The sequence below is a fragment of the Nitrosomonas sp. Is37 genome (assembly GCF_033063275.1).
Taxonomy (GTDB): domain Bacteria; phylum Pseudomonadota; class Gammaproteobacteria; order Burkholderiales; family Nitrosomonadaceae; genus Nitrosomonas.
Window position 1 is genome coordinate 34,312 of the sequence record NZ_JAWJYP010000011.1, and the last position, 13,142, is coordinate 47,453.

10 protein-coding genes are annotated in these 13,142 nt (G+C 43.8%); 9 read left to right on the forward strand and 1 reads right to left on the reverse strand.

Translation table 11 applies throughout. The features are described 5' to 3' along the window. The first annotated feature begins 1 nt into the window (after nucleotide 1). From mreC to R2Q26_RS06860, 5 genes are all read left to right on the forward strand, one after another. Nucleotides 2-898: a rod shape-determining protein MreC gene (gene mreC / locus R2Q26_RS06840; protein ID WP_317535599.1), complete on the forward strand. Its 897-nt coding sequence runs from the start codon at nucleotides 2-4 to the stop codon at nucleotides 896-898. Further along, entirely contained in the window at nucleotides 888-1,406 is a 519-nt protein-coding gene (mreD, locus tag R2Q26_RS06845; protein WP_317535600.1) for a rod shape-determining protein MreD, read from the forward strand. Before mreC ends, mreD begins: the two co-directional genes overlap by 11 nt. Continuing rightward, the gene (mrdA, locus tag R2Q26_RS06850; protein ID WP_317535601.1) at nucleotides 1,403-3,298 is read left to right on the forward strand and encodes a penicillin-binding protein 2; all 1,896 of its coding nucleotides are present in this window, start codon (nucleotides 1,403-1,405) and stop codon (nucleotides 3,296-3,298) included. The genes mreD and mrdA overlap by 4 nt, the downstream gene beginning before the upstream one ends. A gap of 343 nt (nucleotides 3,299-3,641) precedes the next feature. Further along, nucleotides 3,642-4,745 carry a rod shape-determining protein RodA gene (gene rodA / locus R2Q26_RS06855; RefSeq protein WP_317535602.1) on the forward strand — a complete coding sequence of 368 codons (1,104 nt, stop codon included), beginning with the start codon at nucleotides 3,642-3,644 and terminating at the stop codon, nucleotides 4,743-4,745. A gap of 13 nt (nucleotides 4,746-4,758) precedes the next feature. Then, nucleotides 4,759-5,682: a septal ring lytic transglycosylase RlpA family protein gene (locus R2Q26_RS06860; RefSeq protein ID WP_317535603.1), complete on the forward strand. Its 924-nt coding sequence runs from the start codon at nucleotides 4,759-4,761 to the stop codon at nucleotides 5,680-5,682. Between the two features lie 168 nt (nucleotides 5,683-5,850). Here R2Q26_RS06860 and R2Q26_RS06865 read toward each other — a convergent pair whose 3' ends face one another. Then, the gene (locus R2Q26_RS06865; RefSeq protein ID WP_317535604.1) at nucleotides 5,851-8,241 is read right to left on the reverse strand and encodes a DNA internalization-related competence protein ComEC/Rec2; all 2,391 of its coding nucleotides are present in this window, start codon (nucleotides 8,239-8,241) and stop codon (nucleotides 5,851-5,853) included. A 375-nt stretch (nucleotides 8,242-8,616) separates the two neighbouring features. On the opposite strand from R2Q26_RS06865, the gene rpe reads away from it, so the two are divergent. From rpe to R2Q26_RS06885, 4 genes are all read left to right on the forward strand, one after another. Next, nucleotides 8,617-9,294 carry a ribulose-phosphate 3-epimerase gene (gene rpe, locus R2Q26_RS06870; protein ID WP_317535605.1) on the forward strand — a complete coding sequence of 226 codons (678 nt, stop codon included), beginning with the start codon at nucleotides 8,617-8,619 and terminating at the stop codon, nucleotides 9,292-9,294. A gap of 33 nt (nucleotides 9,295-9,327) precedes the next feature. After that, the gene (locus R2Q26_RS06875) at nucleotides 9,328-10,035 is read left to right on the forward strand and encodes a phosphoglycolate phosphatase (RefSeq protein ID WP_317535606.1); all 708 of its coding nucleotides are present in this window, start codon (nucleotides 9,328-9,330) and stop codon (nucleotides 10,033-10,035) included. A gap of 125 nt (nucleotides 10,036-10,160) precedes the next feature. Beyond that, complete coding sequence (trpE, locus tag R2Q26_RS06880; protein ID WP_317535607.1) at nucleotides 10,161-11,633, forward strand: anthranilate synthase component I; 1,473 nt, start codon at nucleotides 10,161-10,163, stop codon at nucleotides 11,631-11,633. Between the two features lie 446 nt (nucleotides 11,634-12,079). Beyond that, on the forward strand, nucleotides 12,080-13,129 hold the full coding sequence (locus tag R2Q26_RS06885) for a hypothetical protein (RefSeq protein WP_317535608.1): 1,050 nt from the start codon (nucleotides 12,080-12,082) through the stop codon (nucleotides 13,127-13,129). Nucleotides 13,130-13,142 lie beyond the last annotated feature (13 nt).

Genomic DNA, 13,142 nt, shown 5'->3' on the forward strand with positions numbered 1-13,142 from the left:
GATGGAGACGGTTCCACAATTTTTCAGGGCTGGTCCAAGTCCCCAGGTACGTTTATTTTTTTTTGCATTGTTATCCATCCTTCTAATGGTAATGGATACTCGTCTTGGCTCCTTTTCTGGAATCCGTCAGACTGTTGGTACGATCATTTATCCTCTGCAACGACTCGCACATATACCTGCGACTTTATTTGACCAGGTAGAAGAGCTAATAAACGATTTCCAACTGACGAAAGAAATTGCTTATCTCAGACAGCAATATTTCTTTAACCAGCAAAAACTCTTTCGCTTACAGATACTAGAAGAAGAAAATACCCAATTGCGAAAATTGCTGGGTGCTGCCCAGCAAACAGAAATCAAAGCGATCATGGCAGAAATTCTGTATGTCCCACGCGACCCCTTTAATCGCAAGGTTACACTCAACAAGGGAAGCTCTAGTGAGATTGCAGCAGGTCAAGTAGTCGTAGATGATCTAGGAGTCATCGGACAAATCACACAGATTCATCCTTTTTTATCCGAAGTCACGCTTGTCACGGATAAAGATCATTCTGTTCCGGTACAGGCTGCCCGTAATGGCTTGCGCTCAGTTATTTCAGGTACTGGGAAAAATAATGAGTTAGAGCTGCGCTATTTATCGGTCAATGCAGATATCGAAAAAGGCGACTTGCTTATCACCTCTGGCATCGGAGGAGTATATCCTCCCGGTCTGCCAGTAGCGCGAGTAGAAAATATTGAGCATGATCGCTCACGAGATTTTGCCATCATTACGTGCACGCCTATCGCGGGTGTAAATAGAAACAGACAAGTATTGATCCTCTCGTTGTCATCGCCCATACCGGAGCAGTCCAAAGAAGAGCCAAAAAATACTGCTGAACAAAAAAGGAAAAGCCGTGCCCGATGATTATCTTGATCAGGAGCTTCCTCTAGAGGCAAAAAGCAGCTTTATTCTATTCAGCTTGTTGATTGCGCTCTTGTTCAATCTATTGCCTCTACAAGAAATTATCCTGTTACTTCGTCCGGATTTTGTTGCGATTACGTTACTTTATTGGAGTATTCATCACCCACAGCGTATCGGAATGAGCCTTGCTTTTATTGCTGGCTTAGTAATGGATGTAAGTAATAGCAGCATTTTGGGTCAGCATGCCTTGGCTTATTGCGTGATCACATTCTTTGGAATGATATTGCATCGACGTCTACGATTATTCAATGTCTTTAAACAGGCACCCCAAATTTTCTGGGTATTGCTCATAGCTCAATTTGCGGTATTCTTGACAGGCTTGCTGGGGGGTACTTATTTTCCGGATTGGTATTACTTTTTTCCTAGCATTACAGGTGCATTATTGTGGCCTGTTATTTCATTCTTGCTGAGCATTCCTCAAAAACCGAAGAGCGATCCTAACGAACTATGAATTATGGGGTTGAGCTTCGTAATCATTTGCATGAATTACGACATTTCCACATCAGACTTGCGATCGCTGCGGGTTTTGTTGTGCTGTTATTTTGCCTGCTGCTTGCTCGTTTCTTTTATCTGCAGGTACTCCGAAGCGAGCATTACACTACCCTGGCAGAAGCTAATCGCATATCCATCATGCCGCTCGTTCCCAACAGAGGCCTCATTTTTGATCGCAATGGGGAAATACTCGCGCAGAATCATACGACCTATGCTCTGGAAATTGTGCCGAATCAAGTTCCCAATCTGGAATCGACCATAGATGAATTAGCAACTGTGATTGAAATCTCACCGGAAGATCGTCGACGATTTAATAAACTGAGGCGGGAAAGCACGCGCTTTAGAAGTTTACCCATTCGAACGCGCTTATCAGATGTTGAAGTAGCGAGCTTTGCAGTTAATCGTTACCGATTTCCTGGAATGGAAATCAAAGCACGATTACTTCGTCATTACCCTCACGCCGAGCTTTTATCACATGTAATTGGGTACATTGGCCGTATCAGTGATAAGGATCTTGAGCAACTCGAAAGCAATAATGAGCTTGAAAACTACCGCGGTTCTCTGCATATCGGAAGAATAGGCATTGAACAAAGCTATGAGAAAGAATTACACGGAATAACCGGATTTGAGCAAGTTGAAACCGATGCAGCGGGTCGACTCGTACGAACATTATCCCATACCCCTCCCGTAGCTGGGAATGATTTAATCCTCTCCCTTGATCTCAAATTACAGCAAGCAGCAGAAAGAGCGTTTGGTGATTATCGTGGTGCATTGGTAGCAATGGATCCGAGGAATGGTGAAATTCTTGCTTTTGTCAGTAAACCGGGCTTTGATCCCAATCTATTTATAGATGGCATCGATCATGTGAACTGGCGCTTACTCAATGAATCCATTGACAAACCTCTCAATAATCGTGCACTGAGAGGCATCTATCCCCCTGGCTCTACCTTTAAGCCTTTCATGGCGCTGGCTGGACTAGAATTAGGCAAGCGTACGGCCGACTATTCAATTAATGATCCAGGTTATTTTAGCCTGCCTGGTAGCTCCCACCGCTTTCGGGATTGGAGACCAGGCGGGCATGGCAGAGTTAATCTACACAAATCGCTTGTTATTTCCTGCGATACCTACTACTACACTCTTGCAAACGATCTGGGAATAAATAACATTTTCAGTTTTATCGGTCAGTTTGGGTTTGGCAGAAAAACCGAAATCGATATTCCAGGTGAAGTCACTGGTTTACTCCCCTCACCTGATTGGAAAAAGAAACGGTTTAACCAAAACTGGTTTCCTGGTGACACGATTTCCGTTGGAATCGGTCAAGGTTATAATTTAGCCACCCCGGCTCAACTGACCTTCGCCACCATGCTTCTTGCCAACAATGGTGTAGCATATCGTCCGCATTTTGTGAAACAGACTCAAGATAATGAGACTGGCCGCTTATATGAGAATAAGCTCAGCCAGATGTATACGCTTAATTTAAAAAAAGAGAATTTGATACGCGTCAGAAATGCGTTGGTCGATGTAACTCGCCCTGGTGGAACAGCAGCAAGAGCTGGTGCGAATGCCGCTTATACTTTTGCCGGCAAAACAGGCACCTCACAAGTGATAAATATTAAGCAAGGCGAACGCTACGTGGCTAGCAAGATACAGGAACGTCATCGTGATCATGCGCTATTTATAGCTTATGCACCAGCAGAAGATCCCAAAATTGCACTGACGATATTGGTTGAAAATGGCGGCTCTGGTGGCTCGACTGCTGCCCCCATTGCACGCCAGGTATTGGATTATTTTTTTCTCGGGAAAACACCTGAACCAATGCTTACTGAAAAAGCAAATAATCGATCACATTAAGAAAATAACAAACGATCAATTCCACTTCCAAATCAAATATGACGCAAGAGCGAGCCGCAGACAGTATTCATAATACGGCAAGGAGAAGCCGACAAAGAAGTTGTGAAAAAATCGTAGCGAACACTCCAAGCGCAAGGCGGACGGAACGCAGCGATGAGACATATCGAGTAGATAGGCGAGGAGCGAGTACCGCCCAACACAGTAATTGGAGTGCGTAGTAGATTTATTCATAACCTCAAAGTCAGATTTGATTTAGAAATGAAATAACATACATTAACTAAAACAACTGCTTGTTTAGCAGTTCATTACCATCGATCAATTATCGTATTGATGATTAGTTGTTATGATTGAATTTAAACGCTTATGGCATTATCTCACACGCTATATCGATAATTTCCTGTTAGCGGGCATCTTTCTATTGATGCTGGTTGGATTGGTCGTGCTCTATAGCGCGAGCGGTGGAAATTTAGTTCGGGTTAGCAGCCAAATTTTAAATATGATCGTGGCGCTGATAATTATGTGGTTAATAGCCAATATTCCGCTTCAGCAGATTATGCGCCTTGCCTTACCATTGTATATACTGGGGATCATACTTTTGATTAGCGTGGCATTATTTGGTGAGATACAAAATGGAGCACGACGCTGGCTAAACTTAGGAATCACTAGGATACAGCCTTCCGAGTTGTTAAAAATTGCTGTCCCTCTTATGATGGCATGGTATTTTGATAAATCGGAAATAGCCCTGCGCCTACGTGATTATGCTGGTGCTGCTTTAATTTTACTCTTACCCGTGCTTCTGATCGCACGCCAACCTGATTTGGGAACGGCCTTACTGATTACAGCAAGCGGCTTTTATGTTATCTATTTTGCAGGCTTATCCTGGCGGGTCATGGCTGGTTTGCTTGTTACCGCTGGCGGCATACTGCCGCTATTCTGGTCATTTGCAATGCATGACTATCAGCGCAAGCGTATTCTAACCATGCTTGATCCTTCTCAAGATCCGTTGGGAGCTGGCTATCATATTATTCAATCCAGCATTGCCATCGGCTCCGGAGGTATTGCTGGCAAAGGATGGCAAAATGGAACACAATCCCAGCTAGATTTTTTACCCGAGCAAAGCACCGATTTTATTTTTGCAGTATTTTCAGAGGAATTTGGTTTAATCGGGAATGGTTTGTTATTATTGTTATATCTGGTAATCATCGGGCGCTGCTTAATCATTACAGCCAATGCACCGACACAGTTTACCCGCCTCGTTGCTGGTTCGATCACATTGACTTTCTTTACTTATGTATTTGTCAATATGGGAATGGTCAGTGGAATCCTGCCGGTGGTAGGGATACCCCTTCCATTGATCAGCTATGGAGGCACATCTCTGGTAACAATGTTACTAGGTTTTGGCATTTTGATGAGTATACAAACGCACCCTAAACTGGTAAAAACATAAGGATGGTATACCCATGATGACAAGTACACTTCATTCTTTTTCTCATCGCTGGATAGCTTGTCCCATTCCACTCATATTCATCATTATCCTGATCATACTGGCAGGTTGTAGTAACTTGTCGCAATATGCTGGGTCACGGGAAAAAGGCTCTACTACTTCGTCAACTTTCTCTGCAAGAATCAAAGGGGGAGGCTATTATCTTGATGATGGCCCTCCCGACAATCCACCAGCCAATTTGGATTCTATTCCAGACGCTATCCCCCGCATTGAACCCTTAAGGCCAGCCAACATGCGTCCTTATGATGCCTTGGGGCAGACATTTACCCCCATGACATCCCTCACTCCTTACACAGCACAAGGGATTACCTCATGGTATGGACGCCGTTACCACGGTAAACAAACTGCTTCTGGAGAAGTGTATGATATGTTTGCCATGACAGCTGCTCATCCAACTTTACCCATTCCCAGTTATGTGCGTGTGACCAACCTTAAAAATGGCAAGTCGATCGTCGTGCGCATTAATGATCGAGGTCCTTTCTTGGCTAATCGAGTGGTTGATCTTTCCTATACTGCAGCATACAAACTGGATGTACTCACAAAGGGAAGCGCTCCAGTTAAAGTTGAAGCAATCATTCCAGGAGTGGCATCGTCTCCTCAAGCAGAAAAAATCGTGTCTACCCAACCGCCTAGTACACAAAATACTAAAATCTATTTACAGCTGGCTGCATTTGGTTCTGCCAGCAATGCGCACAACTTTCTTTCACAAATACGTTCCGAATTACCCTCAATCACTCATCAAACTGGCATCACTAATGAGGATGGATTATACAAAATCCGCACAGGCCCCTATCCGAGTGAAATATCCGCCAGAAAAAGTGCTAATGAGATCACACAACGTATTGCTGTCAAACCGATATTGACGATCGCTAACCGATAATCACATTGTTACGATTAAAGGATATTTTTCTCTTATCCTTCTCCTGTAAAGCCAAGTTTGTAATTATTTCAATTTTTAATATAAATAGCAGTAGCAGGAAAAGGTAATATTCTATGAATAAAGGTTTTATGTTAAATATTTTTACTTTTCTATTGGGAATTAGAATAACTAGCGATCATACCAGTAGCGACGACTAATCTCACGCCAACTGCTCACTGTTATGCTATCCTCTTTAAACTGTAGCAAAACTGCTCCATCGCGATCGCTGCGCATCAATTCACTCCCCAGGTCACGGTAACGTTCAACCACTTTCTCATTTGGGTGCCCAAAGTGATTACGATAGCCAACGCTAAATAGCGTAAGCCAGGGATTGACTTGTCGGATAAAAGTTTCCGTCGAAGAAGTTTTGCTGCCATGATGAGGCGCAATCAAAACCGTTGCGGAGAGCTGTTGACCCGCACGCACTAACAAGTCACGCTCTGTATCCTTTTCGATATCAGCAGGCAACAGCACACTGCCATGGCGTGTAGTAATTTTCAATACACAACTGGTTTCGTTAGTTTTTCGTTTAGCAAGATTATAGCTTTGCGCTAAAGGGTGCAGCAATTCAAAGTGAACATCATCCCATTGCCATGATTCACCTGCATGACATGGTTTACTATTTGTAGCGGCCTGCTGAATTGGATGATCGCTATTTAGCGATGATAGCAATGATTGCACGGGTATTGCTGCCAGCACCGATAAAGCACCGCCACTGTGATCTGAGTCAGCATGGGATATCAGCATGAGATCAAGCTGCCTGATTCCCTCACCGCGTAAAAATGGCACGATAATACGTGCCCCACTATCGGTTTCTCCATAGTTTGGCCCAGCATCGTATAACAGCGTATGATGTTCGGTACGTACCACCACAGCTAGCCCCTGCCCAACATCCAGCATAGTCAACCACATTTCACCAGTTGCTGGCTTGGGAGGAGAAATCATGAACATTGGCAGCAATGCAACCACCCCAAGCCATCTGGCAGGAAAGCCAGAAAAAATTCCCATACCCGAACCACCAGGCAAAAACAACCAGACGACGCCTGCCATACCTGCAATTAACGCCCATAAGGGAGGAGCAGGTTGCTGCCAAACAGCTTGAGGGGTTTCACTTAGCCATTTCAGCAGCAGCATACCGGCACTTAATATTTCATGAGCAGGTAAGAGTAGAAAATCAAATAATGGCACAATTGCAAGTAACGTCAGCGGTACTACCACCAAACTCACTAGCGGGATAGCGATAGCATTCGCTATCGGCGCAATCACTGACACTTGCTGAAACATGACTAGCAATAAAGGGCTCAATCCCAGTGTAATCACCCATTGAACACGAGCCCAACTGATGATCGCACCCATCTTGCCAATTCGGCCAAACGTCACAAGCGTAATCAGCGCAATCGCACCAAACGATAACCAGAAACCAGGTGAGATCACTGCCCAAGGATCGAATACCACTACGATCAATAACGCCCCCACTAGTACAGCAGGCATCGATACCCTACGATCACTCCAGAGTGCAATGGCTATGATTGCCAGCATCAGGAAGGTACGCCTAGTCGGCACTGAGAAACCAGTCAATAACGCATAACATAGTGCTGCCAGAACGCCTGCTGCAACAGCCATTTTACGTGCCGGTAGCCAATAAGATAAATGCAAACTTCGACGCCATAACCAATAAACAAGCCCCAAAACCATCCCTGATACCATCGTGACATGAAGCCCTGAGATAGACATAAGATGATTCGTGCCCGTACGAGTGAAAATTTGCCACTGTTCATGAGGAATAGCTTGTTGATCCCCTATTGCCAGGGCAATTTGAATACCCGTATAAGAATGGTCTGCCAAAACTTGACTAAAGCGTGTGCGAATCTGCTGACGAACATGTTCAATCAGGTATTTGGGATAATTGACCCATCCATCCAGGCGCACATTATTTGCTGATATGCGTACATAACCTATCGCTCGTATATTGCGCTCCATGGCTTTTGCTTCAAAATCAGAGCCATGGGGATTGGCATTGCCATGGGGGCGCTTTAATCGTACTGTTAGTCGCCAGCGCTCACCGACATTGACTTGAGGAAGAGTCGACGTGCTGATTTCCTCATATTTCCCACCCATTTTGTACCAAGTCAGCAAAATATGTGTAGGCACCGCTGCTTCTGATGCCAACACCTGCTCGACATCAAACCGGAAACGCACACCTCGATCCATTATTTGCGGTAATTCTGCGATGACGCCTATTAACTCGATGTCACGACTTTCCCATTCATGAGGTAAGGTATCTGCCATACGCCAGTAAGCAAACATCGCCGCCCAGAAAAAACCTAACCCAAGAAAAAGGCCAAATGACAGAGTTTTTCGGAGAGCAAGGAAGGTATTGGGGTAAAAATAGCTGTAAAAAGATAACAATACTGCGGCAGAAAATAACACTACCACCCATCGCATTTCAGGCAATTCAGCCTGAAGCTGTAATAAGCACACACCGAAGACAAAGGCAAGGCTATAGATTTGTCTCAGCAATTTTTGATTCCATGTAATTCCATTTCTAAATCAAACCTGACTTTGCTGGCTTCTCCTTGCCGTATTACTTATACTGTCTGCGGCTCGCCTTCGTGTCATGTTTGATTTGGAAACAGAATAAAAGGTGTGTAATGAATTTTTGCAATCAACAAAAAAGAAGAATCGTCTTTTATATACGGCGGAAAATTTCAGAGGCTGAGGAAATCAGCATCAGTGATAGGCGAATAAATCTTAAAATAGCCGGTGGTTACGCAACAAATAGCCCTGATAGGATAATTTTCTCAAAGATTCGGTCAGCTCTACATGATTAACGTTACCGCGAAATGATCATTTATGGTTAAAATGCAGCATTTAATTATTAGAGAGACTAATTATATGTATCGCATCGCTCCAAGCATTCTATCTGCAAATTTTGCCAAACTGGGAGAGGAAATCACGAACGTACTTGATTCAGGTGCAGATATCATTCACTTTGATGTCATGGATAACCATTATGTCCCCAATTTGACGATCGGCCCACTGGTATGTGAAGCGATACGCCCTTTAACCAAGGCAATGATTGACGTCCATTTGATGGTTGAGCCAGTAGATCGCATCGTTCCTGACTTTGCCAAGGCAGGTGCCAATATTATTTCCTTCCACCCGGAAGCTTCCAGGCACATCGACCGCACTATTGGTCTTATTAAAGAACAAGGATGCAAAGCAGGATTGGTATTCAATCCCGCCACCCCTCTTAGCTATCTTGATCATGTTTTGGATAAGCTTGATTTGGTGTTAATCATGTCAGTCAACCCCGGTTTTGGCGGACAAAAATTTATCCCTGAAGCACTCAATAAATTAACAGAAGTCCGGAAACGCATCGATGCCAGTGGCAAAGACATTCTGCTGGAAATCGATGGTGGTGTAAAAGTTGATAATATCGCTGAAATCGCGCGCGCAGGTGCCGATACGTTTGTTGCTGGATCAGCCATTTATAGTGCAGGTAAAGACAGTGACCCCCATCGCTATGATACGATTATCTCGGCAATGCGAGCAGAGTTAGCAAAAATTTAGTATCTTTTACTACCATCACCTGAATAAAAACGAATGAATCAAAACAACTTGCACCCTTCAGAAATTGAGTTTCCTCTCCCCATTAAGGCTGTTGTCATCGATCTGGATGGTACGCTGCTTGATACAGCGATGGATCTTGCTTCTGCCGCGAACAAGATGCTGGCGGAACTTGGCAAACCAGAATTACCGCCTGTTACGATCCAGACCTTTATAGGAAAAGGTATTCAGAAACTGGTAAAACGTTCATTGACGAATAGTCTGGATGAGGAACCAGAACCTGAATTATTCAATAAGGCTTTGCCTATTTATGAGCGAAATTATCGTGAGAATTTATATACCCACACTCGTCCCTACCCAGGGGTCGTTGACGGATTGGATACGCTCAAAAAGAATGGGTTCAAGTTAGCCTGTATAACCAATAAAGCTGAAGCATTCACCTTGCCCTTGTTACGCGCAGCCAACCTGCTGCATTATTTTGAGATTGTATTGTCAGGCGACACTCTGCCCAAAAAGAAACCCGATCCCCTGCCCTTGCTACATGCTTGCAACCACTTTCAAATTAAACCATGTGAATTGTTGTTAATTGGCGACTCACTCAATGACGCGATTGCAGCGCGTGCAGCGGGTTGCAATATCTTCTGCGTTCCCTACGGTTATAATGAGGGACAGGATGTTCATGAATTGGATTGCGATGCGATCATTTCTTCACTACTAGAGGCAACGAAATTAATCAAACAATAATTAAAAGGGATTTGAATAATTTTCATGATAGTCACTCTACTCATCCGCATATAAATGATCTGCTCGATGATAATCAGTAAGAAACACATCGTTAAATTACATCTGTTTTAAAAAAAGGTGAGCGTGTGACTCAAAGTGAATTCAATAAGCTGGCAGCAGAGGGTTACAACCGCATTCCCTTGGTACTGGAAACTTTTGCTGATCTTGATACACCGCTTTCAGTTTATCTCAAACTGGCTAATCAACCTTACTCCTACTTGTTAGAATCGGTGCTGGGTGGTGAACGTTTTGGACGTTATTCCGTCATTGGATTACCTGCAAAGACACGCATAGAAGCGTATGGCAATGAAGTCGATATCATCAATGATTCCGCTTCTAAGAAAGTCAATGTCGGGAATGTACTGGACTTTATTGAATCCTATCTGGCTGATTTTAAAATTGCACCCTACGCTGGCCTGCCCCGTTTCTGCGGAGGATTAGTAGGCTATTTTGGCTATGATACCGTACGTTATATCGAACCGAGACTAGCGGGCCATGCTCGGTCCGATACCTTGCATACGCCGGACGTATTGCTGTTGCTGTCTGAAGAATTGGCCGTAGTGGACAATCTTTCTGGAAAACTCTATCTCATCATTTATATCGATCCACATTCGGATAATGCTTATCAGGCAGGGAAAAATCGGTTAAAAGAGCTGCTGACCAGGCTGCGGCAACCTTTATCCATACCGATAGAAAAGCCAAGCAAGCCGGGTACTGCTGTCAGTGAATTTAAGGAAGCCGATTTCATCACCGCCGTAGAACGAGCCAAGCACTATATCGTTGAGGGCGATATTATGCAGGTCGTCCTTTCACAACGCACCAGTAAGCCCTATTCAGCCTCTCCGCTTGCGCTTTATCGCGCACTACGTAGCATCAATCCCTCCCCTTACATGTTCTATTATCATCTGAATCATTTTCATATCATCGGAGCCTCTCCCGAGATTTTAGTGCGACTTGAAAATGACATGGTTACAGTTCGCCCGATCGCAGGAACCCGTCCTCGTGGCAAGAGTATGCAGGAAGATTCAGCGTTAGCGGCTGATTTACTGGCAGATCCCAAGGAACGGGCCGAACATGTCATGCTGATGGATCTAGGACGTAACGATATTGGCCGCGTCGCTCAAGCCGGCACAGTCAAAGTTACTGAGAATATGCAAATCGAGCATTACTCACATGTCATGCATATAGTTTCCAACGTAGAAGGTAAGCTCAAATCAGGTTTGAATGCGATTGACGTATTACGCGCCACCTTCCCCGCTGGAACAGTCAGTGGTGCGCCCAAAGTCAGAGCAATGGAAATTATTGACGAACTGGAAATCTCCAAACGTGGTATTTATGCAGGTGCAGTCGGCTACCTAGGTTTTAATGGCGATATGGACCTTGCTATTGCGATCCGTACTGGCATTATCAAGGATGGCAAGCTATACGTCCAGGCAGGCGCCGGTATCGTTGCCGACTCTGTACCTCGGAACGAATGGATCGAAACACAAAATAAAGCTAGAGCCATATTACGTGCGGCAGAAATTGCTGAAAATGGACTGGATAGCAAAATCGATTAAAGTTTTTTTAGCAGCTGCCGATATCTAAAATTATATTTAACCGCAGAAACCAAATTATAGAAAAAGTAAATTGTCATCTTTTTTATGCAATTTAAAAAAAGAGGTTATTCCAATAAAACTGCTCTTGTTCGTAGCAAGCTCGCTGAACTGCAAAACCGCATAAAGGCTGGATTTCTACAGACTTAAGCAAAATGTCATATATAACACTTGCAATGCATTAATTAATACCGTATACCCGCCAGGCGATTTTCTAAACGCTTCAAAATGGAGGTAATAGTTATGGCAGCAGGGTCTTTATTGGGAAGTGTAGGTGACAATCTAGCAGACGATGTAAAAATCCTGCTGGATCAGTTTTTAAATGTCATATAACACTTGCATTATATTAATTAATACCGTATATTCGCCATGCAGTTTTCTAAATGACGTTTTGAAGGGAGGTAAGGCCTATGGCAGCAGAGTCTTTATTGGGAGGTGTAGGTGACGATTTAGCAGATGACGTAAAAGCCCTATTGGATCAGTTTTTAACTGATACCGACGAAAATAGCGTAGTACGAACAGATCTAGGCAATGGTGCTGTACAGATCATTGGCAAAGGTCATCATGGTGAAACACAAGGTGCAATCGTTACTGGTGACGCCGCAATCGCTATAGAAATGGAAGCTGGCGTGATGAAGCTTGCGATTCAGTTACCGTCTGGTGTTCACATTGCCTTTGAAAGTTTAAGTAATAAAGCAACACCCCAAGAGATAGCAGCTTATCTCAATGCACGAATTGAAGAAGCATTACCATCAAGTAGTTCAGATCCTGCTGTTCTAGCGCTTAATGCTAGCTTAACAAATGCGCTTAACAATATCTTCGACGGTTTGATTGCCAGCGGTGTTGGTGAAAGTGTTCTCAGTATTATTAGTTTCGCCGATATATCTGATTCACTTTCAGAATCTCTAACAACTATTGCTGCACAAACCACACAAGGCATAGAGCCACACGATGAGAATGAAATTGAGTTTGATGCGAGCGGTTCAGCAGATAATGAAGTTTTTGCCTTACTATTGAATAGCATTCAGGAAGGCCACACACTTGAACTCAAGGGTGTAGAGAATGCAATGCTGATTGGTTCTGGTACTGTTAAAGTGGGTGATGACGGTGATGTGAATTTGCAAGGTGACAATAGTGATCAGAATATCACTAGCGGCAGCGGCAATGATACCTTGGTTGGCGGTGGCGGTAATGACACCTTGCTGGGTGGCGGTGGTGATGACGTCATAGGTTTCAATGCATTAGGTCATTACACTGTTCAAATTGACAACAGTGACAAGCTTGCCTTCCAGTTCGATAATATCCATACCGTTGCAGATATATTGCCTTTCGTTACTAACATTTCTGAAGCAGATGGCAACGTCACTTTTGAATTCCTCGATGGTGAAGCTTCAATTACGCTAGTGGGTATGTCTGCTAGTGAAATTACTGATGATATGGTAATCTTTAACTTATCGTAATTTACAAACATAC

What these genes read in the sequence shown, in the direction of transcription:
- rodA (WP_317535602.1), top strand. Translation starts at nt 3,642, where the DNA reads ATGATTGAATTTAAACGCTTATGGCATTATCTCACACGCTATATCGAT.
- R2Q26_RS06860 (WP_317535603.1), top strand. Translation starts at nt 4,759, where the DNA reads ATGATGACAAGTACACTTCATTCTTTTTCTCATCGCTGGATAGCTTGT.
- mreC (WP_317535599.1), top strand. Translation starts at nt 2, where the DNA reads ATGGAGACGGTTCCACAATTTTTCAGGGCTGGTCCAAGTCCCCAGGTA.
- R2Q26_RS06875 (WP_317535606.1), top strand. Translation starts at nt 9,328, where the DNA reads ATGAATCAAAACAACTTGCACCCTTCAGAAATTGAGTTTCCTCTCCCC.
- rpe (WP_317535605.1), top strand. Translation starts at nt 8,617, where the DNA reads ATGTATCGCATCGCTCCAAGCATTCTATCTGCAAATTTTGCCAAACTG.
- R2Q26_RS06885 (WP_317535608.1), top strand. Translation starts at nt 12,080, where the DNA reads ATGGCAGCAGAGTCTTTATTGGGAGGTGTAGGTGACGATTTAGCAGAT.
- mrdA (WP_317535601.1), top strand. Translation starts at nt 1,403, where the DNA reads ATGAATTATGGGGTTGAGCTTCGTAATCATTTGCATGAATTACGACAT.